The organism is Parvularcula mediterranea (assembly GCF_013085255.1).
GTDB lineage: Bacteria > Pseudomonadota > Alphaproteobacteria > Caulobacterales > Parvularculaceae > Parvularcula > Parvularcula mediterranea.
In genome coordinates, this window is sequence record NZ_JABFCX010000003.1 from 275,779 (window position 1) to 294,850 (window position 19,072).

Below are 19,072 nucleotides of genomic sequence, written 5' to 3' on the forward strand. Positions count from 1 at the left end.
CAGCTCTCCGAAGGTCGCCGCGTCACAGGACGAGGCGCAGTATGTCGTTTGTGAACACGAAGACGATCAGCACAAGGACGGCCGCCATGCCGATCCTGAACAGAACGCCTTGCACGAGTTCGTTCATGGGTTTCCCCGTGATGGCCTCGTAACCGTAGAAAACGAGATGCCCACCATCGAGGACGGGTACAGGAAGAAGGTTGAGGAACCCAACCGAAATCGAAATCAGTGCCGCGACCTGCAGGAAATTCGCGCCTGACATCAGGAGTCTCTCCGACAGCGAGATTTCCACGGGCGCTGTGAAGCCTGAAGAAGCGGCCTGCCCCGCGAACTGCGCGATCCTGACCGGGCCGCCGATCTGACGGGGGTCTTCTTGCAGCGTCACGAGCCTTGCGAAGTAGCGGCCTGTCACAGAGATGATCCGGCCGGTTTCGCGGACCCCTTCTCCAACAGCAGCAACTGGCCCGAAGCGTTTGCGGCTGATCAGCCGGTTATCCGCGGCGATGCCGAGCTGGCCTGCTTCGATCTCATTGCCGAAGGCATCCTGCTGCACCGTCCGGCGAGGCGTTGCCTTCAGGGTGACGATCTCGCCTTCGCGGTCGACGGTGAAGGTCAGCTCTTCATTCGAAGCCAGCTTGATCCGCGCCGCCATCGAATCGAAGTCGCGGACCTTCGCGCCGTTAAGGGTCAGGATGCGATCGCCGGGCTCGAAGCCTGCCACCTCCGCGGCGCTATCTTCGACCACCACGCTGACGACAGGCTCCACGACAGGACGGCCGAACGCCATGAACAGCCCTGCAAAGAGGACGATGGCGAGGATGAAGTTGGCAATGGGACCAGCTGCTACCACGGCTGCGCGCTGCCAGACCGGGCGGAAGTGGAAGCAGTCGCGCTTCTCTTCCTCAGTCAGGGCCGCTTCGAGGGCTTCCCGCTGGGAGCCGAATTGCGTCGTGCCGGCCTTGCCATCATTCGCGTTGGCAGCGCCTGCGGAAGCGGCATTCGCATCGCCGAAGAACTTCACATAGCCGCCGAGAGGATAGGCGCCGATCCGCCAGATCGTACCCTTGCGGTCGCGCCAGCGCACCAGCTCCGGTCCGAAACCGATGGAGAATGCGTCGATCCGGATACCGAACAAACGTCCGGTCTGGAAATGTCCGAGCTCGTGAATGAAGACGATGAGCGGCAGCATGACGAGGAACGCCAGCACACTGACGATCACCGTGGATCCGCTACTGAGGATCTGTTCCAGCATCCGCCTGCCTTCTATGCCCGCCCTGCAAGGGCCTCAACCCGCTGCCAGGCGTGATCCCTGGCCAGCTTGTCGGTCGCGAGGATTTCCGAGAGGTCCGAACCAGCGTTATTGGATCGCACCTTTTCGAGACAATGTTCTGTCACGCCCGCAATGTCGAGAAACGGCAGGTGACCTTTGAGAAAGGCAGCCACGGCCACCTCGTTCGCGGCGTTCAGAACGCAGGTCGCAAGGCCGCCTTCGTCGAGGCTTTCCCTTGCGAGGCGGAGCGCCGGGAAGCGCACTTCGTCCGCCGGATAGAAGTCCATGTGGCCAACCTTGGTCAGGTCAAGCTGCTCGGCTGGCGTGTTGATGCGGTCAGGCCATGCCAGCGCCGAGGCAACGGGGATCGTCATGTCCGGCGTGCCGAGCTGGGCGAGGACCGAGCCGTCCACATAGTCGACCATCGAGTGGATAACCGACTGGGGATGAACGACGATGTCGATGATGTCCTTGTCGACCGGGAAGATGTAGGCCGCCTCGATCCGCTCGAGGCCCTTGTTCATCATGGTCGCTGAATCGACCGAGATCTTCGCGCCCATAGACCAGTTGGGGTGCTTCACAGCCTCCGCCGGCGTGATCTTGGTGAGGGTCGAAGGATCGCGATCGCGGAACGGGCCTCCGCTAGCGGTGAGGATCAGTTTCCTGATCCGGTGGGGCCGCTCGAAATCGAAGACCTGGAAGATTGCGTTGTGCTCGGAGTCCACGGGTAGCAGCTTCCCGCCGCCCCGCTCCATCGCTTCGAGGACGGCGTCGCCTGCGCAGACGAGGCACTCCTTGTTGGCAAAGGCGATGTCCGCACCGCGTTCCGCCGCGACGAGAAGCGGCTCGATCCCGGCTGCGCCGACGATGGCCGCCATGACCCAGTCGGCGTCCATGGCCGCAGCGTCGAGAATGGCCTTCGGACCAGCGCCCGACTTTATGCCCGTGCCGACGAGACGCGCCGCGAGCTCTTCGCCGGCATGAGGATTAGCGATGGCTGCGAACTCAGCGCGGCAGGCGATCGCTGCTTCGGCGAGCTCCTCGACTTTGGAGTTGGCCGTGACGGCGACGACTTCGATCTCGGCGTCGCCCGCTTTGTTCGCCGCGTCGATGAGGGTGAGTGTCGTCTGTCCAACGGAGCCCGTCGCCCCGAGAATCGTCGCGCGCCTTTTCAGCATCTATTGGCTTACCCTACCCTGAACCCGTGTCTTTCAGGACACGCTTTGCAGCAAAAGGAGAGTCCCCGCCAGTGCCAAGACGGCGAAAAGAAATCCGTCGAGGCGATCAAGGACCCCTCCGTGACCCGGAAACGCTCCGCCGGAATCCTTCATCCCGTACCGCCGCTTGAGGGCGCTTTCGGCAATGTCGCCAAGAACTGTAGCGATGCCGAGGATGAGCCCGAGCGCGAGAAGCGGATCGGCAGCGTCGAACCTGAACAGCCATCCGAACGCCCAGGCCGTCAGGACAGAAGCGATCACGCCGCCGATCGCCCCGGCCCATGTCTTTCTCGGTGAGATTCGGGGCACGAGCTTTGGCCCACCGACCGTTCGGCCAACCAGCAACGCCCCGCTATCCGTGGCCCAGACGCAGAGGAAGAGAAGCACGGTGAGCATCTCGCCAGCCACCGCATCCCTGTTAACCCATAGCGCGGCTACCGCCGGGACGATGATGTAGACAGCGCCGACCATCGGCCAGCTCTGGGGATTGGGCTTGGGCCATTCCAGGACCGTCGCGACCGCGCCGCCTCCGAGCGCTATCCACAGGGCGAGCATCGGCTGGCCGCCTGCCGCGAAGAAGCACGAGAGGGCGGCGGTAGCCGACAGGGTGTAGAAACCGCGCCGAAGCTCTGCGCCATCGACCATCCGCGTCCATTCGAAGATCAGGAAGATCGTCATCGCCGCGATGACGCTGGCATACACCCGGCCGCCAGCGAGGGCCGACCCGAGCGCCAATGGGATCAGGAGGAGCGCAGTCGCAATTCTGGGAAGAAGGCTCGCGCCCTCGGGATCTCGCGCCTCGCTACCGGTCACGGAGCGGTGGCGGCTTCGCCTTTGCGCCCGCCATAGCGGCGCTCGCGCCTGCGGTACTCTTCGAGGGCGCCAAGCAGGTCATCCTTGCCGAAGTCCGGCCAGAAGAGGTCGAGGAAGACGAACTCCGCATAGGCTGCCTGCCAGAGGAGGAAGTTTGAGATGCGCCGCTCGCCGCTGGTCCGGATGACGAGGTCGGGATCAGGCACGCCCGAGGTGTCGAGATGCGCGCTGAGAGCGTCTTCGTTGACGGCTTCGGGGGCGATCGTCCCCTCCTTCACCTTGCCCGCGAGCTTGGCAGCCGCGCGGACGATCTCGTCCCGGCCGCCATAGTTGAACGCGATCTGGAGGGTGAAGGCAGTGTTCGCCGCCGTCGTCGCTTCGGCCTCATCGACGAGCTTGGCGAGATCGGGCGGAAGGCTCGCATGGTCGCCAAGGACCCGGACCTTCACGCCTTCCTTGGCGAGCTCTTGCAGGTCTTCGCGGAAGAAGCGGCGGAGTAGTCCCAGCAGATGCCGGACTTCCCAGTCGGGACGCGACCAGTTCTCGGTGGAGAAGCTATAGAGGGTGACGATACCAACGCCGGCTTCGCGTGCAGAACGTACCGCGCGGCGCGCAGCTTCGACGCCAGCTCGGTGGCCTTCGAGGCGCGAGACGCCCTCGCGCTCGGCCCAGCGTCCGTTGCCGTCCATGATGATCGCAACGTGGCGCACACTGCCGGCATCGCCGCCAGCCTGCGTCGTCGTTTCAGCGCTTTGCGCCTTCGCTGCGAGCATTGCTCACCCCTCAAATCAGCAGAACCATAGCCTCACGGCGTATGGTTAAACTTGCATGATTTCCTCTTCCTTCTTGGCCTGGAGTTCCTCGGCCGATTTGACCTTTTCGTCAGTCAGCTTCTGGACCCGGTCCTGAAGGCGTTTCTTGTCGTCCTCGGGGATCGAATCGTCAGCCTTGATGTCTTCCATGCCGTCGCGGCGGACATTCCGGATAGCGACCTTGGCAGCCTCGGCATACTTGCCGACCATCTTGGCGAGGTCCTTACGGCGCTCTTCGGTCATCTGAGGCAGCGGCACGCGGACGACCTGACCATCGGTGATCGGGTTCAGGCCGAGACCTGAGTCGCGGATGCCCTTCTCGACAGCGCCGACGAGACCCTTGTCCCAGACATTGACCGAGAGCGTGCGCGAATCAGCAACGCCGACCGTGCCGACTTGATTGATCGGCATGTCCGAGCCGTAGGCGTTGACCGTGACGGGCTCGAGGAGGTTCGTCGAAGCACGGCCAGAGCGCAGGCCCGAGAATTCCTTCTTCAGGGAATCAATCGCGCCGTCCATCCGGCTTTCGAGCTTCTTGAAATCAGGACCGTCACTCATGGGGTTCTTCCTCGCCGTTGTTCGTGAGTCCGCGGCTTATAACGGGTTCAAGCCGCAAGGGAAGTCAGCTGATGCGGCTACCCGGACAGCGCTCCTCATGTCCGCAGCCCTGACACATCGCTTTGGCGGAAGCAAAGCCAGGCTCCGCCTTCTTCTTGGTCAGCGCCTGGAGCCTGCGGTGGGCTTCGATCACGGCATCGTCGCCCTTGAGCTTCACCTTGGCGAAGCTCTGCTCCCCGCCGGTGAAGCGGATATAGCCGTGGGGCGCGAGAGGGGGCCCATCGGTGGCGCGGAGGAGATAGCCATAGGCTGCGAGCTGCATGCGGTCGCCTTCGAAGACGCGCCCTGCCCGGCTCTTGGTCTCGACGATGTAGCGCTTGCCGTCCTTGACCCAGACCTCGTCCGGCCGCCCGCGGATGTGCACCGGCTTCTGGCGGCTCAGCGATTTCTCCGTCTGCCAGAGCTTCGCGCCCTGCAGCTCTTCGGGCAGCAGCTCGTCCGTGGACGGACCGCCTGCCCGCGCGAAGGCGAGGAACAAGAGAAGCGCGATCACCGCGCCGATGAGGAGAGCTGTCAGCATAGGACGGCCTTTGCCTTGAGGAGCCTGCACCTCGCGGTGCATCCGGGCGTGCACCTGGTTCCCCTCCACCGAGCGTTGCCGCCAATGGGCAGAACGCTTCGCGCCATAGCGGCGGTCATACAGGAGCTGTTGTTCGCAGCGGGAAAGCTGCGCCAACTCCGTGGGAGAAAAGGGCGTGCGGTCGCCGCGCATGGGTAGAACCCGGGAACTACGAGAACATCGGTATGGCCGATGTTCTTGCTTTGGTCTAGTGCCTCACCCGCCGCGCGGGGAGCATAAATGCGAGGCTCAAGAGCAGGAAAATCGCTGACGGTCCGACCTGAGCGACGACGCCCAAATCCTCGAAGACGTTCCCGACAGCGGCGGAGACGAGCGCACCCAAAGCGCCCACGGTCTTGTAAACATGCTCGCAGAGCCAGGTGCGCCGCAGCCATTCGGCCCCGCCAATATTCCTCAGAAGGTCGTAGCTCGCCACCGTCCCGACAGCTCCGAGCGATGCATAAATGGTCACGGCGCTCCAGCCGGGATCGCCTGAGACCCGGGCGTACAGAACATAACCGAGGCAATAGGCCAGCGCGCCCGCGGACAGTGCATGATCAGTGGCGCCCGGTCCCGTCTCCTTGATCTTCAAAACGCGCCAGCCCGAAGCCCCGTGGTAGAAAGCAGCGACCGTCAGCGTCATGAGAAACGGGTCGTGGTTGAAGCTCGCGATGCCGACAAGTGACGTTGCGATCACCATCCCTCCGCAAGCCATGAAGACGCGGCCTGCGAGCCGGTGCAGGCGATCTCCCTTCGGACGAGCGAACTGCACGAGACCAACCAAGATCCCGAGGGTGCCGAAGCCGACATGCACGAGGATGTTGAGCATGTGGGGGTCTGAATAGCCTTTGGCCCAGAATTCATTCATCGTCGGTCCCTCGAATTGCAGATCGCTGGCCCTGACGGGACGCGAGACAGGGGCGCCGGACAAGCCGTGAAGAGCTTGAAAACCAGTGTTTTACGCGAATGGAGCCGATTGACCGCTGGCGGTTCGCGAGCGGCGGGAGGATCCGGCCAGCGGGAGTTCCTGCTGCAGGGCCTTTTTGCCCTGATCGTGGCCATCGCCCTCGGTCATGCAGGCCCCTACGGCACCTATGAGAGCATGGACCTCCTGCCGAGGATTGGGTTCTGGGTCGGCGTGATCCTCCTGCCCTGGGGGCTGTGGCAGCTCCTATTCAGGTCGGTCAGGTCGGTGGTGCCCGGCACGGTTCCGTGGCCGCTGCTGATGGCAGCTCTCATGGTGCCCTTCGCCCTGATCGGCTCGGCGCTGACCCACGGAGCGACCTTGATCGCTTTAGGAGCCCCGCTGTCGGAGTTTCCGGAGAGCTGGCCCAAGAATGTGCTGCTGTGGGTCGGCTTCGCCTATGGCGTGATGCTGCCATTGCTCGCGATTGGTTCGGCCCTCGCGAAGGGCTTGCGGGAGGAAGGCGGCCATCAGGTGGCGAGCTTCCTCCTCCACAAACTGCCGCCGGAGCTGCGGCAAGCGCAGCTGATCGCGCTCAAGGCGGAAGACCATTATCTTCGCGTCTTCACGAGTAGCGGCGAAGACCTCATCCACATGTCGCTGGCCGATGCCCTGCGCGCCCTTGAAGGCTATCCCGGCGTTCAGACCCACCGCTCCTGGTGGGTATCCCTGAGCGATCCCGCAGAGATCGAACCGGCTGCGAATTGGGAGACCATCGCAGCTGCAAACGGTCTCGAGATCCCCGTGAGCAGGCGGCGCAAGGCCGACGTGAGGCGACTGGTCGAGGCTGCCCCCTCAGCGGACTTGGCCTAGTCCGCCTCGACCGTCGTGAACTTGCCCTGCCCTGTCAGGGCGCCAACGATGCCGTCTTTGAGGCTGAAGACCACGATGGGAATGCCGTTCTCGCGGGTCAGGCTGACGGCGGCCTGGTCCATGACCTGGAGGTCCTTGGTCAGAATGTCCCGGTAGCTGATGCGGTCGTAACGCTCAGCGTTCGGATCTTTCTTCGGGTCGGCGGAGTAGATGCCGTCGACCTGGGTGCCTTTGAAGAGCGCTTCGCAGCCCATCTCCGCTGCGCGCAGGGCTGCACCTGTGTCGGTCGTGAAGAACGGGTTGCCGGTACCGGCCGCGAAGATGACCACGCGGCCTTTCTCGAGGTGGCGCATGGCGCGACGGCGGATGTAAGGCTCGCAGACTTCCTGCATCTCGATCGCTGACATGACGCGGGTCTTCGCGCCGATGGATTCGAGGGAGTTTTGGACCGCGAGGGCGTTCATCACGGTCGCCAGCATGCCCATATAGTCGGCGCTCGCGCGCTCCATGCCCTTCGCTGCCATCGAAAGACCGCGGAAGATGTTGCCGCCGCCGACGACGAGGCAGACCTCGACGCCGAGCTCCGTCGCTGCCTTCACTTCGGAAGCGATGCGCTCAACCGTGTCGAGGTCGATGCCGAACTCGCGCCCACCCATGAGCGCTTCGCCGGACACCTTGAGAAGGACGCGGCGGTAAATGGGTTCTGCCATTTTGGGGGATCTCCCGGATTTTGGGAGCCGCTATCAGATTTGGATTTGGCTGGCTACGAAAGAAGCGGCGCCGCGAGGACGACTTTTCCTCGCACCCCGGCCAACCTCTTGATACGCTTTCCGCTTCGGATGGGTGGGCAGAGCGTATGAGCAACACTGGCAGGACGCCGTCGGCGGGCATGACCGCCTTGCGGGCGAATGAAAGCGAGCGCCTCGCGCTCCTCAGGCAGATCGGCGAGGCGCGCGGATCGCTGGTGCTCACCTACATCACGAGCTTCCGGGAAGGCTGGAAGTCGATGGTCCTCTCCGAGGACGTGCGCATCATCGAGCGTCATGCGGCGCAGGCGCGGCGCGACGGGATCAAGAAGCTCGACCTCTACCTCTCCACCTGGGGCGGTGATGCGACGGTCCCGTGGGCTCTCCATGCGATGCTGCGGGACTATCTGCCCAAGACGAAGATCGGCATGATCCTGCCGTTCGAGAGCTACAGCGCAGGCACCGGCATCGCGCTCGGCGGTGACGAAGTCGTCATGGGCCTCTCCTCCGTCCTCGGTCCGGTGGACACGCAGGCTGGCGGCTATTTCTGGCAGTCAGAACCCACGGGCGGCGGCGTCTCGGCCCTCAAGGGCTTCCTCGACATGCTCAGCGACCTCGATCTCAAGGGGAAGCTCGACGACAAGCAGACGATCGACTGGCTGACCAGGAACGCGAACCCGCTGATGCTTGGCGAGGTCTACCGGGTGTTCCGGGAGAACAAGCGCAAGATCCTGAAGATTCTCGGCAGCCGCCAGAAGCCGCTGTCGGACAAGGAGAACGAACGGATCGCCGACTTCTTCCTCTACGGCATCGGCATCCACTCCCAGGGTGTGCGCCGCAGGGAGGCCGAGGAGGCTGGCGTGAGCTTCATCACGAAGCTTGAGGACACGAATATCGAACGCCCGGTCGAGGAGCTGTTCGAACTTTACTCCGACGTGATGCAGCTCTTCACGCCCTTCGCCCGCAGGTCTCCTCGCGGTGGCGGCGGCGGGTTCAATGGCGATGTGAACCTCAAGGGCGAGCATGCCTCGGAAACCCCGGTGGTCATGATCGAGAGCCTCTACGAGACCAATGCCGCCTATCGGGGTTATGGCGTTGACCGGAGCTGGTCACCGCTCAGCCCCGATGCCGAGGGCCGCAGCACGGGCTCTTCTCCCAAGGCTGAGGCGCCCGCTGCCGCGCTTTCCTGGACCTCCGGCGAGCGGCCAAGGTCAAGGCGCCGCTAACGCTGCTGAGACCACCGATTGACCCGGTTTGCCCTGTCTGCTCAGGGAGAACGGTCATTCGGTAAAGAGGTTTTACATGGCGCGCCCGCAACGGAATACGCAGCCCGAGCTCATCGACGCCATCGCGGACGTCTTCCGCTCGGAAGGCTATGAAGGCGCGTCCTTGACCAAACTGTCGGCTGCGACCGGGCTCCGCCGCGCCAGCCTTTACCACCGGTTCGAAGGCGGCAAGGAGCAGATGGCCGAGGAAGCCCTCGCCGTCACGCTCAAGCAGATGGACGAGCAGGTGCTCGCTAAGCTGCGCGGTCTCGGCACTCCGAAGGAGAAGCTCGACGCCGCAGGCAAGGCTCTCCTCACCTTTTACGATGGGGGCTCAGAGAGCTGCCTCATCAATCTCTTTGGCACACCCAACGATCTTCCCGATGGGCTGACACGAGGTGTCCAGGCGCTGGTCTCCGCGCTCATCACGGCCATCGCGCAGGTGCTCGAGGATGCCGGTGTTTCCGAAGACGAAGCCAGGACACGGAGCCTGAGAGCGGTCGCCCTTCTCCAAGGCGCACTCGTCCTCTCAAGCGCCTTCGGTGACGCAGCGCCGTTCCGCGCGATGATGACAAGCTGGGCTGAAGAGCTCCTGCCTGCACCGACGCGGCCTGAGCGTCCCCTGGCGCCAGAACCGCAGCAGACCGAAGCGGTTCCTCAGGTCGAGACGCCTGCGCCAAAGCACGATGTCCGCGCCGCGGTCGCAGCGCACCTGAAGGGCTTGAAGCGCCCCTGAAACGAAAAAAGCCCGGGCACAGTGCCCGGGCTTGCGATCACAGATGCCTGGAAGGCTTAGCCTTTCGAGAGGCTGGCGACCTCGGCGGCGAAGTCTTCTTCTTCTTTCTCGATGCCGTCACCGAGTTCGAAGCGGACATAGCCTTTCAGCTCAGCGCCAGCGTTCTTGGCGACGTCTTTGACCTTGGTCTCGCCGTCGATGACGAAGATCTGTTCGAGGAGAACGCTCTCTTCGTAGAACTTGCGGATGCGGCCTTCGACCATCTTCTCGATGATGTTGTCCGGCTTGCCCGAAGCGCGTGCCTGCTCGGAGAGGACGTCCTTCTCCCGCTGGACGACAGCTTGGTCGAGACCGTCAATGTTGAGAGCCTGGGGGCGCGCAGCAGCGATGTGCATGGCGAGTTGCTTGCCGACTTCCTGAAGCTCCGAAGCGTCCTTGTCGGACTCGAGAGCGACGATGACGCCGATCTTGCCCGAGCGGTCAGCGATCTGGGTGTGAAGGTAAGGCACGACAGCGCCTTTCTCGACCGAGATGCCTTCCGAGCGGCGGAGGGCCATGTTCTCACCGATCTGGCCGACCATCTCAGCGACGAAGCCGTCGACGGTCTTGTCCGTGCCAGGGTAGCTCGCTTCGCGCAGCTTGGCCGTGTCGCCATCAACGGTCAGGGCCGTGTCAGCGATGTTGCGGACCATCTCCTGGAACTTCTCGTTACGCGCAACGAAGTCAGTCTCTGCGTTGACTTCGACCAGGGCACCCTTGGTGCCGTCGATAGCAAACGCCACGAGGCCGTCGGCAGCCGTACGGCCAGCCTTCTTGGCGGCCTTGGCGAGGCCCTTCGTACGCAGCCAGTCCACCGCAGCGTCCACGTCGCCGCCGTTTTCGACTAGTGCTTTCTTAGCGTCCATCATGCCTGCGCCCGTCATGTCGCGCAGCTGTTTGACCATCTTCGCCGTAATCTCGGCCATCAGTTCCTCCTTGGGGGGAATGGGGCTCGGCCCCGAATAAAACTCGTGCGGAGGGCTACACCCCCAAGCGGCGCTCCTTGTCAAGGTTTGAGAAATGACGCGATTGTAGAAGGGGCGTGAAAAGCTCTATCGAGCTTAGGTTGGCAGGTCGGAAGGCGGCCGGACTGCCCCTCGGAGACACTCCGAAGGACCCCCTCCGCCCGGGTGGGAGGCGCAACGATGATCGAAGGCCGCTGCGGCTCTCTCGCCATCGATGAGGCGCGCCTTGAGGCCCTCATCGAGCGGGTCAAGAAGCCCGGCAAGCCGATACGGATCGCTTACTTCCCTCTCCAGCCTGTCGTCGGCCCGACGGTCGAGAGCTGGCTCGCGGGCGAAGCTGATCTCCGGCACCCGACCATCGAATACACAACACAGCTCCTCGATCTTGCCGAAGCCATGGGCGCTGAGGTTCACCTCTTCACCCGGGATCAGCGGGAACCGGTCGGAGAGCTGGGACCCGGGATCACCATGAGCCGCCTTGGCATCATCGACAGCCCGAAGCCCCTACCCCTGAGGCGTGTCGACGTCGTGCGTCAGACCCGCAACATCAGGCAAAAGGTCAACGCCTTCGGCTCGGACATCAACGTCTTCAGCTACGAGATGGATTGGTTTGCAGCCATCGGCATCAGGGGGCTGGTGATCCGTTCGCTGCATACGAATCTCTGGCAGCCTGACCGCCGCTGGCCGACGCTGGTAGATGGCATCCGCAAGGTCGATGAGATCTTCGCGGGCCGCTCCCTTTTCCACGCAGCGCTCTCGGTCTCAGGCGAAGGCTCGGATCAGATGGAGCGGATGAGCGGCGGCCGCCTGCCGATCTTCACGGCGCTGGCCCAGTGGTCGGGCGAGAGCCTTCCGGCCATCGCGCCCTACCCCAAGACGCCGCGTATCCTGTTCGTGGGCCGGCTGGTGCCGAACAAGGGGATCTTCGATCTCGTCCGCGCCGTTAAAGCCCTGCGCGAGCAGCATGGACCGGTCGAGCTTGTCTTCGCGGGTAACCACCCGGGAATGCTGAAGGACACTGTCGCGGAGGTTGGCGGAGAGGACTGGATAACCCTGCGTGGGCAGCTGCCCAACGCCGCGGTGATGGAAGAGCTTGGCAAAGCCTCCCTCCTCTGCTGCCCGACGCGGTCGAGCTATATCGAGGGGCAACCGCGGGTTCTGATCGAGGCGCACATTGCCGGGCGTGCTGCGGTGGCGAGTTCGATCTGCCGGAGCATGGCAGACGACTCGACGCTGCTCTTCAAAGCCGATGATCAGGAAGCGCTGACGGATGCGCTGGCTGAGGCGCTCTTCAACGAAAAAACCCGGGACCGACTTCGCGCCGCTGCCCTTGTCGGGCGGGAGCGTTACGTCGATCGAACCGGGTCATGGGGTTCGAAACTGTTCGAAGCGATCGAGGCCGCGGCCGAGGCAGAGCCCCAGCGCGACCCCGAGCTGGATCAGTTGGCCGCTTCAGGCTCGGACTTTTCAGCCGTTTCCTGAGCTTCAGCTTCAGCAGCCGTCTCGGCGCCAGCTTCTTCGACTGCCGCTTCAACTTCAGACGTTTCGAGGCCAGGCTCGCCTTCGAAGTCAGCAAGCTCGCCAAGGTCTTCACCCATGGCGACAGCAGCTGCACCGAGGCCGTCGATGACAGCGTCAGCAACGAGGTTGCAGTAGAGGCCAATAGCGCGCGACGCGTCGTCGTTGCCCGGGATTACGAACTGGACGCCATCGGGCGAGCAGTTGGTGTCGACGACGGCGACGACGGGGATGCCCAGCTTCTGGGCTTCCTTGATGGCGATCTGCTCTTTGTTGACGTCGATCACGAACATCAGGTCAGGCAGGCCGCCCATGTCACGGATACCGCCGAGGGAGAGCGTCAGCTTCTCCGCTTCGCGGGTCATCATGAGCTGCTCTTTCTTGGTGAAGTTCGCGGTCTCGCTGTTCAGCGTTTCCTCGATCTCGCCAAGGCGTTTGATGGAGTTGGAAACCGTTTCCCAGTTGGTCAGCGTACCGCCGAGCCAACGGTGGTTCATGTAGTACTGGGCGCAGCGCTGGGCGGCTTCTGCAACAGGCTGCTGGGCCTGGCGCTTGGTGCCGACGAAGAGCACGCGGCCGCCGCCAGCGACGACGTCACGGATCTTGGTCAGTGCAGCGTGGAGAAGTGGAACTGTCTGCGACAGGTCGATGATATGGACACCGCCACGGTCGCCAAAGATGTACGACCGCATCTTGGGGTTCCAGCGATGGGTCTGGTGGCCGAAGTGGACGCCAGCTTCGAGAAGCTGACGCATCGAAAATTCAGGAGCGCTCACAATGTCATCCTCGGTTGAGCCTCACCGGAGGGGAGCTGCAAGCAGCCACCGAAGGTCCCCCGGCTGTGGGTTGAAGCGGGGCGGATAGTGCACGAAGCGAGGCTTGGCAAGGGGTTTGGTCGCTACTCCAAGTCTTCTGGCAGGTCCAGATTGCCGTGGGCTTCCTGTTCCTCCTCTACTCCGCCGTAGGACCCAGCATCGATTCTGCTTTCACGGTCCGACAAAATATCAGCGACGCGTTCAGCCGCCTGATTGTCATCGAGTTCCGCCTCCTCCTCAGTCTTACCAGTCATGATCTTGAAAAGGGCGCTTACAGTTGCCTCACTGGCATTGCCCACGAACGTCGAGGCGGGCGAGGCATAGATGCCAGCCGCTGCTAAAGCGCCTGCTCCTGCTGCGCCCGATTGTTCCTTTCGATACTGTCTGCTTGCTTCAACCAGTCGCTGCTTTGGAACGTACTGCGCGAATGGCGCTAGCGACGAGAAGGCAAGCTCCTTTCTGGTTATCTCTGAGAGGCCCACAGCCTCGAGAAGGGCGCGTTTCTTTCCGATGAGTGCGCTCAGATCATCGGTTATGAACGTGGTAAGCTCGGATCCCCATGCGTCCAGAATTCTCGATGTATTGGCCGACTGGATGAGGCTCCTGATGTCGAACTTGTCGATGAAGTCGATTACTTTAGGGAGGGCTATTGCAGCTTGAGATTGAGAATTTTGCTCGGTTTCGTTTTGTCGGCCAGACGCCACCTCCGACAATTGCTTACAAAGCGCCACACGATTCACGCCAAATATTCCAGCATAGTCTCTAGCATAGCTATAAAATGATGACTTCCAGCTCATAAGTAACTCAGAGCTTTGCGGAGGCAACGAATAAAAGTCGCCTTGAATGAGGGAAAATTTTTCGTTATGAACGTCTCGAACCAAACGTAGTACAAATTGGTACCTGCTATCTACGCTGCATAAATCTCGAATCCTGTCTAATGCTAAAGTGCTTTTTGTTCTATCGTTTTGAAGAATCGCAAGCTGACTAATATTCAGTAAAAATTCAAGCGTAAAAAGCGGCACCGTGAGGCTTGGGCCGACTTCATCCATAGCGGAGCGGCCCATGTTATAGGCTTGGTCAATCACCGCTTCGGAGTATAGCGTCCGCTTCTTGGTTTCCAGATTTGGGAGCGTCGCAGAGACCAAGTTTTGTAGTATGATCTCTCTTACTTCGCGTCGCTTATCGGATAGCCCGGCAATAAGCCTCTCTTCGACGTGATCCTCGATAAGGAATGAGCTTGACCTAGGTATGTAATGAACGGCTGCAACCGCTGGCAGAGCGTCTATCCGATGTACATTTGCATGATCAGCGTACGTTTGAGTGTCACGTACAGCACTTAGAAGCCTCACGCCATCGCCGCTATTGTATCGGTCTAAGAACTCCGGGAAAAAGACCCCGTAAAGCGCCATTAGCAACCCGGAGTTTGCGTCGACAAAAATATCTGCGACTGAACGAGCATCACTCACCCCAACTGCGACATTCGATAGCGCAACATCGGGTGAAAAAACTGGCTTTGCCAAGCTATACGTGCCGGCACCGACACTCCCCCCAACAGCTGTCGCGCCGAACAGAGCTGGTATCCCCTTGCTAAACTCTCGTCGACTGAGGCTCAACTTCCAGCTCCCTAATTTACGAAGTCTGAGGTTTGCTTAGGCGCCGAAACAATGTTTCGAACAGCATAAAGTACACCGGCCATCCGCTCGCGCGGACGATTCAGGAAAACCCAGGGACCGCCCTGCGCGGTCCGCTGCGGGCGGGGGTCTCACCCTCGCCACGGAGCATCCGGCGGCAGCAGGATGGACGGGAAGGGTACCGGCATCCCTGGCCCTGCTGCGAGGGTGGCAGCCTAAGGGGCCTGAGCCTTGGAGGGGATAAGTCCGCAGAGACTTGGCGGCTCTCTCCGCTGCAGGCGATGCATGGATCCAAGCCAGATGCAGGCTAATGCTTCTAAAGTTCAAAGACTATTGAAATGCCAAGGGTGCCGCGTTAGCGCGCTCGCATGGTGGGCATCCGAACATTTCTAAGTGCGGCCTTGGCCTGGGGTTTCTTCGCCCAGGCTTCGGCCGAGCTGCGGGTCGAGGGCGAACTTCGCGCCCGGTATGAGAGTCTGGATGGGCAGTTTCGGGCGGGCCTTGAGGGGTCGGACCAGGCGCTGTTCACGCGCGCCCTTTTCCTTGCGGAGTGGAAGACGGGGCGCTGGGCCTTCGGGGCGGAGATGCAGGACAGCCGCGCATTCCTCGATGATGAGGGGACGCCGCTATCCGGGGGCTTCGTCAACGCTTCGGACCTGCTCCAGGCCTATGTCTCCGTGGATGGCCCGGGCCTCCTCGGCGTAGGGTCCGATGGGCGGACGGTCATCGGCCGTCAGACGATCTCGATCGGTTCCAAAAGGCAGGTCGAGCGCGTCAGCTACGCAAACGTCATCCGCAGCTTCACCGGCATTCATCACACAAGCAGCACGGAGCGCGGAGACCATCTCCACCTCTTCGCCGCAGTGCCTGTCGAGCGCGCCACGGGCGGCCGTGAAGGCGCTGCGGAGAACCGCTTCGTGGCCGATGAGGAGCAATGGGGTCGGCGCTTCGTCGGGCTGCATTTCAGGCGGCCCGATGCCTTCCCCGCCCTTGCGCCTGACATCATGGCGGAGCTCTTCGTCTACGGATTGTATGAGCAGGATACGGATGATCTCGAAGGCCCTGACAGGCGATACACCTGGCCAGGGTTCAGGATCTGGCGGCCGAAGGCGGTCGGGCGTTGGGATATCGACCTTGAGCCTTCCTACCGTTTCGGAAAGCGCCACGCTTCAAGCGCGCCGTCGGACACCGAAGATCTCGAGGTCGAGGCCGCACGGGTCATCGCAATTCTCGGCTACACCTTCGACGCAACATGGCAGCCAAGGCTCGCTGCGGAGTGGTATTATGCGTCAGGCGACGAGGATCCTGCCGACGGCAGCTTCGAGCGTTACGAACGGCTGTTCGGTTCACGCCGGACGGACCTCAACAACACATCGCTGCACGGCCCCCTGACCTACGCAAACCTGAATGCGCCCGGGGCGCGGCTGGAGCTGAAGCCGAACGCGGTGACGGATGCGCGGATCGCATGGTCGGCGAGCGCCCTCGCCTCGGAGACTGATCAGTTCCAGATCGCAAGGCTGAGAGATAGCGAAGGTCTCTCCGGACGCTTCATGGGCCACGCTGTCGACATGCGCGCACGCTACCTGCCGAAGGGGCAACCACTGGTCTACGAGATTGGCGGCTCGCTCTTTACCTTCGGTGAGTTCACAAAAAACGCCCCGGACGCCCCGGAAGGCTCGCGTACACTGTTCGGCTATGCCCAAGCGACGCTGAGCTTCTGATCAGGGGTAAAGCCGCGCCGTAGTCCACTCGTCGCCGTCGCGCTCGAACTTCAGCCGTTCGTGGAGGCGGAAGGGGCGGTTCACCCAGAACTCGATGGACCGGGGAATGATGCGGAGGCCCTTCCAGAAATCGGGACGCGGGACGTCGCGGTCTTCGAAGAGGGCTTCGTAGTCTTCGATGCGGGTCTCGAGGATGCCGTCCTCGCTCATCTCGCGGGACTGCTGGCTGGCCCATGCGCCGATGCGGGAGCCCCTATCGCGGCGGGCGAAGTAAGCGTCGGCGGTTTCTTTGGAGAGCTCCTCGGCGATGCCGCGGATGCGGACCTGCCTGCGAATGGACTTCCAGTGGAAAAGGACGGCGGCGTTGGGGCGCTTCAGAAGCTGCTCGCCCTTGGCGCTTTGCATGTTGGTGTAGAAGGTGAAGCCGTCGTCGAGGTCCTTCAGGAGAACCATCCGCGCATCGGGCATCCCCTCGCCGTCGACGGTGGAGACGCACATGGCATTGGGGTCGTTGATTTCGTGCTTCTTGGCGAGCGCCAGCCAGTCGCGGAAAATCGCGAATGGGTCGTCGCCAGTGCCGAAGACCTCGCCCTGGTCATCATCGACGCCGAAGGCTTCCTGAGCCTTGGCCTCTTCCTCATAGTCCTCAGCCGTGGGCGTCGCGGGGATCAGCTCCTCCGCGCTGTCTTTGCCGTTCGGTTCGTAGACCGTGAGTTCGAATTCCTTGTCCATCGGGGCGTCCTAGTGGAGCGTTGCGCTGACCGCTACCATTCCTTGATCGGCTGCGTCTAAGGGCACCAACATGTCACATAATAGTTTCGGCCATCTGTTCCGCGTCACCACCTGGGGAGAAAGCCACGGGCCAGCCCTCGGCTGTGTCATCGATGGCTGCCCGCCCGGCGTGAAGTTCGATCTGGCTCGGGTGCAGAGTGCCCTCGACCGCAGACGGCCCGGGCAATCGCGCTTCGTCACGCAGAGGCAGGAGCCTGACCAGGTCGAAGTCCTTTCGGGAATTTTCGAAGACGACCGAACGGACGGTCAAGTGACCACTGGAACGCCGATCAGCCTGATGATTCGGAACAAGGACCAGCGCTCGAAAGACTACTCGGAAATTAGGGACCGTTACCGTCCCGGCCATGCCGACATCACCTACGACCAGAAATACGGCGTTCGGGATTATCGAGGCGGCGGTCGATCGTCTGCTCGCGAGACCGCTGCGAGGGTGGCTGCGGGCGCCGTGGCGGAGCTGGCGCTCGAACAGATGTTCGGGGAGTTCGCCATCAGCGCAGGTCTTGTGGCGATCGGCACCCATGATGCCGAGGCGAGAGACTGGAGCGCGGTCGACCAGAACCCCCTCTTCTGCCCTGATCCTGAGGCGGCGAAGACGTGGGAGAAGGTGCTCGACGACGCCCGGAAGAGCGGGAACTCGCTCGGCGGCATCGTCGAAGTCGAGGCGCAAGGTTTTCCAGCAGGTCTCGGCGCGCCGGTCTACGGCAAGCTTGATCAGGACATCGCCTCGGCGCTGATGTCGATCAACGCCGCCAAGGCCGTCGAGATTGGCGACGGCATGGCTGCTGCCCGGCTGTCCGGCGTCGACAATGCTGACGAGATGCGGATGGAGGATGGCAAGGTCGCCTACCAGTCCAACCATTCGGGTGGCATTCTCGGCGGGATATCGACCGGTCAGCCTATCGTGGCCCGCGTCGCGATCAAACCGACCAGTTCGATCCTCACACCCCGCCGTTCGGTCACCCGCGATGGCGAAGAGGTCGATGTCGTGACCAAGGGCCGCCATGACCCCTGCGTGGCGATCAGGGCTGTCCCTGTCGTTGAGGCTATGATGGCCTGTGTCCTCCTCGATCATGCCCTGCGCCACCGCGGTCAGGTCGGATCGTTTCCTTCCTGATTGCGCCCGGCGCGAGATTCTGAGAGCACGCCAACATGGCCATGCATCTGACCCACCTGATTATCGACGATTTCTTCGACCAGCCCCACGCCGTGCGCGAGGCGGCCCTCCGGATGGAGTACCCGCCGCGCCCTGAAGGCGCGCAGTATCCCGGGCGCAATGCCAACGGAAAACTGCCGATGGACGGGATCGAGCGTCTCATCAGCCAGATCGTCCACGAGCCCGTTGTGCCGATGGTGAAGGATTCGAGCCACGCCATGCCTCGCCTCGCGATGGCGGGTGATGAGGGGAGGAACAATGTCCATTACGACCACTGCCACTGGTCAGCGATCATCTGTTTGAGCCTCGATGAGCACGTGGTCGGCGGCACCCAGTTCAAGAAACACATCCCCACGGGCTACGACCGTTGCCCGGTCTTCCCTGGCGAGCCCGAAGCGCTTGGCTACTCCTCAGTGCCGCAGGCGGTGAACGCCATGCGGTCGAAGGACAACTTCAAGGAAGAGGAGTGGGAGACGACGTTCGAGATCCCCTTCAAGTTCAACCGGATGCTCCTCTTCCGCGGCTATCTGTGGCACGATGCGGGTGTCTCGTTCGGCGATAAGCCTGAGAATGGCCGTCTCATCCTGCCGCTCTTCTTCGATACGCCATCAGCGAACGTCTGACG

19 protein-coding genes are annotated in these 19,072 nt (G+C 62.4%); 7 read left to right on the forward strand and 12 right to left on the reverse strand.

The features are described from left to right. Nucleotides 1-22: 22 nt before the first annotated feature. The 7 genes from HK107_RS10205 to HK107_RS10235 all read right to left on the reverse strand — a co-directional run bounded on the left by HK107_RS10205 (nucleotide 23) and on the right by HK107_RS10235 (nucleotide 6,157). Nucleotides 23-1,252, reverse strand: a complete 1,230-nt coding sequence (locus HK107_RS10205) for a M50 family metallopeptidase (RefSeq protein ID WP_173199398.1) — start codon at nucleotides 1,250-1,252, stop codon at nucleotides 23-25. An 11-nt stretch (nucleotides 1,253-1,263) separates the two neighbouring features. Then, on the reverse strand, nucleotides 1,264-2,448 hold the full coding sequence (dxr, locus tag HK107_RS10210; protein WP_173199400.1) for a 1-deoxy-D-xylulose-5-phosphate reductoisomerase: 1,185 nt from the start codon (nucleotides 2,446-2,448) through the stop codon (nucleotides 1,264-1,266). A gap of 33 nt (nucleotides 2,449-2,481) precedes the next feature. Beyond that, a complete protein-coding gene (locus tag HK107_RS10215) occupies nucleotides 2,482-3,300 on the reverse strand; it encodes a phosphatidate cytidylyltransferase (RefSeq protein WP_173199402.1) in 819 nt (272 codons plus the stop codon). Then, nucleotides 3,297-4,073 (reverse strand): isoprenyl transferase, encoded by a 777-nt coding sequence (locus HK107_RS10220; RefSeq protein WP_173199404.1) that lies wholly within the window; start codon nucleotides 4,071-4,073, stop codon nucleotides 3,297-3,299. The genes HK107_RS10215 and HK107_RS10220 overlap by 4 nt, the downstream gene beginning before the upstream one ends. Nucleotides 4,074-4,118: 45 nt before the next feature. Next, on the reverse strand, nucleotides 4,119-4,670 hold the full coding sequence (gene frr / locus HK107_RS10225) for a ribosome recycling factor (protein WP_173199406.1): 552 nt from the start codon (nucleotides 4,668-4,670) through the stop codon (nucleotides 4,119-4,121). 64 nt (nucleotides 4,671-4,734) lie between these two features. Continuing rightward, on the reverse strand, nucleotides 4,735-5,442 hold the full coding sequence (locus HK107_RS10230; RefSeq protein WP_173199408.1) for a CRISPR-associated protein Cas4: 708 nt from the start codon (nucleotides 5,440-5,442) through the stop codon (nucleotides 4,735-4,737). A 55-nt stretch (nucleotides 5,443-5,497) separates the two neighbouring features. Then, the gene (locus tag HK107_RS10235; RefSeq protein ID WP_173199410.1) at nucleotides 5,498-6,157 is read right to left on the reverse strand and encodes a DUF2306 domain-containing protein; all 660 of its coding nucleotides are present in this window, start codon (nucleotides 6,155-6,157) and stop codon (nucleotides 5,498-5,500) included. A 108-nt stretch (nucleotides 6,158-6,265) separates the two neighbouring features. Between HK107_RS10235 and HK107_RS10240 the strand changes: the two genes are divergently transcribed. Continuing rightward, nucleotides 6,266-7,066, forward strand: a complete 801-nt coding sequence (locus tag HK107_RS10240; RefSeq protein WP_173199412.1) for a LytTR family DNA-binding domain-containing protein — start codon at nucleotides 6,266-6,268, stop codon at nucleotides 7,064-7,066. On the opposite strand, the gene pyrH is transcribed toward HK107_RS10240, so the two are convergent. Beyond that, the gene (gene pyrH, locus HK107_RS10245; RefSeq protein ID WP_173199414.1) at nucleotides 7,063-7,776 is read right to left on the reverse strand and encodes a UMP kinase; all 714 of its coding nucleotides are present in this window, start codon (nucleotides 7,774-7,776) and stop codon (nucleotides 7,063-7,065) included. The genes HK107_RS10240 and pyrH overlap by 4 nt on opposite strands. A gap of 146 nt (nucleotides 7,777-7,922) precedes the next feature. Between pyrH and HK107_RS10250 the strand changes: the two genes are divergently transcribed. Both HK107_RS10250 and HK107_RS10255 read left to right on the forward strand, forming a co-directional pair. Next, nucleotides 7,923-9,038: an SDH family Clp fold serine proteinase gene (locus HK107_RS10250; RefSeq protein WP_173199416.1), complete on the forward strand. Its 1,116-nt coding sequence runs from the start codon at nucleotides 7,923-7,925 to the stop codon at nucleotides 9,036-9,038. Between the two features lie 76 nt (nucleotides 9,039-9,114). Continuing rightward, on the forward strand, nucleotides 9,115-9,813 hold the full coding sequence (locus HK107_RS10255; RefSeq protein WP_173199419.1) for a TetR/AcrR family transcriptional regulator: 699 nt from the start codon (nucleotides 9,115-9,117) through the stop codon (nucleotides 9,811-9,813). A 56-nt stretch (nucleotides 9,814-9,869) separates the two neighbouring features. On the opposite strand, the gene tsf is transcribed toward HK107_RS10255, so the two are convergent. After that, nucleotides 9,870-10,778, reverse strand: a complete 909-nt coding sequence (gene tsf, locus HK107_RS10260) for a translation elongation factor Ts (RefSeq protein ID WP_173199421.1) — start codon at nucleotides 10,776-10,778, stop codon at nucleotides 9,870-9,872. A gap of 219 nt (nucleotides 10,779-10,997) precedes the next feature. Between tsf and HK107_RS10265 the strand changes: the two genes are divergently transcribed. Beyond that, nucleotides 10,998-12,299 (forward strand): glycosyltransferase family 4 protein, encoded by a 1,302-nt coding sequence (locus tag HK107_RS10265; protein WP_173199423.1) that lies wholly within the window; start codon nucleotides 10,998-11,000, stop codon nucleotides 12,297-12,299. Here HK107_RS10265 and rpsB read toward each other — a convergent pair. Continuing rightward, nucleotides 12,257-13,111: a 30S ribosomal protein S2 gene (gene rpsB / locus HK107_RS10270; protein ID WP_173199425.1), complete on the reverse strand. Its 855-nt coding sequence runs from the start codon at nucleotides 13,109-13,111 to the stop codon at nucleotides 12,257-12,259. The two genes, HK107_RS10265 and rpsB, sit on opposite strands and share 43 nt — an antisense overlap. 122 nt (nucleotides 13,112-13,233) lie before the next feature. Next, nucleotides 13,234-14,616, reverse strand: a complete 1,383-nt coding sequence (locus HK107_RS10275) for a hypothetical protein (RefSeq protein WP_173199427.1) — start codon at nucleotides 14,614-14,616, stop codon at nucleotides 13,234-13,236. 533 nt (nucleotides 14,617-15,149) lie between these two features. Here HK107_RS10275 and HK107_RS10280 point away from each other — a divergent pair. Beyond that, nucleotides 15,150-16,502: an alginate export family protein gene (locus tag HK107_RS10280; RefSeq protein ID WP_173199429.1), complete on the forward strand. Its 1,353-nt coding sequence runs from the start codon at nucleotides 15,150-15,152 to the stop codon at nucleotides 16,500-16,502. Here HK107_RS10280 and pdxH read toward each other — a convergent pair whose 3' ends face one another. Continuing rightward, nucleotides 16,503-17,234, reverse strand: coding sequence for a pyridoxamine 5'-phosphate oxidase (gene pdxH, locus HK107_RS10285; RefSeq protein WP_173199432.1), 732 nt, complete (start codon nucleotides 17,232-17,234; stop codon nucleotides 16,503-16,505). A 70-nt stretch (nucleotides 17,235-17,304) separates the two neighbouring features. Between pdxH and aroC the strand changes: the two genes are divergently transcribed. Then, complete coding sequence (gene aroC / locus HK107_RS10290; protein WP_173199434.1) at nucleotides 17,305-18,408, forward strand: chorismate synthase; 1,104 nt, start codon at nucleotides 17,305-17,307, stop codon at nucleotides 18,406-18,408. Nucleotides 18,409-18,443: 35 nt separating this feature from the next. Then, nucleotides 18,444-19,070 carry a DUF6445 family protein gene (locus HK107_RS10295; protein ID WP_173199436.1) on the forward strand — a complete coding sequence of 209 codons (627 nt, stop codon included), beginning with the start codon at nucleotides 18,444-18,446 and terminating at the stop codon, nucleotides 19,068-19,070. The last annotated feature ends 2 nt before the right edge of the window (nucleotides 19,071-19,072 follow it).

What these genes read in the sequence shown, in the direction of transcription:
- frr (WP_173199406.1), bottom strand. Translation starts at nt 4,670, where the DNA reads ATGAGTGACGGTCCTGATTTCAAGAAGCTCGAAAGCCGGATGGACGGC.
- dxr (WP_173199400.1), bottom strand. Translation starts at nt 2,448, where the DNA reads ATGCTGAAAAGGCGCGCGACGATTCTCGGGGCGACGGGCTCCGTTGGA.
- pyrH (WP_173199414.1), bottom strand. Translation starts at nt 7,776, where the DNA reads ATGGCAGAACCCATTTACCGCCGCGTCCTTCTCAAGGTGTCCGGCGAA.
- HK107_RS10205 (WP_173199398.1), bottom strand. Translation starts at nt 1,252, where the DNA reads ATGCTGGAACAGATCCTCAGTAGCGGATCCACGGTGATCGTCAGTGTG.
- HK107_RS10255 (WP_173199419.1), top strand. Translation starts at nt 9,115, where the DNA reads ATGGCGCGCCCGCAACGGAATACGCAGCCCGAGCTCATCGACGCCATC.
- HK107_RS10265 (WP_173199423.1), top strand. Translation starts at nt 10,998, where the DNA reads ATGATCGAAGGCCGCTGCGGCTCTCTCGCCATCGATGAGGCGCGCCTT.
- HK107_RS10280 (WP_173199429.1), top strand. Translation starts at nt 15,150, where the DNA reads ATGGTGGGCATCCGAACATTTCTAAGTGCGGCCTTGGCCTGGGGTTTC.
- HK107_RS10250 (WP_173199416.1), top strand. Translation starts at nt 7,923, where the DNA reads ATGAGCAACACTGGCAGGACGCCGTCGGCGGGCATGACCGCCTTGCGG.
- HK107_RS10235 (WP_173199410.1), bottom strand. Translation starts at nt 6,157, where the DNA reads ATGAATGAATTCTGGGCCAAAGGCTATTCAGACCCCCACATGCTCAAC.
- tsf (WP_173199421.1), bottom strand. Translation starts at nt 10,778, where the DNA reads ATGGCCGAGATTACGGCGAAGATGGTCAAACAGCTGCGCGACATGACG.
- HK107_RS10230 (WP_173199408.1), bottom strand. Translation starts at nt 5,442, where the DNA reads ATGCGCGGCGACCGCACGCCCTTTTCTCCCACGGAGTTGGCGCAGCTT.
- pdxH (WP_173199432.1), bottom strand. Translation starts at nt 17,234, where the DNA reads ATGGACAAGGAATTCGAACTCACGGTCTACGAACCGAACGGCAAAGAC.
- aroC (WP_173199434.1), top strand. Translation starts at nt 17,305, where the DNA reads ATGTCACATAATAGTTTCGGCCATCTGTTCCGCGTCACCACCTGGGGA.
- HK107_RS10295 (WP_173199436.1), top strand. Translation starts at nt 18,444, where the DNA reads ATGGCCATGCATCTGACCCACCTGATTATCGACGATTTCTTCGACCAG.
- HK107_RS10220 (WP_173199404.1), bottom strand. Translation starts at nt 4,073, where the DNA reads ATGCTCGCAGCGAAGGCGCAAAGCGCTGAAACGACGACGCAGGCTGGC.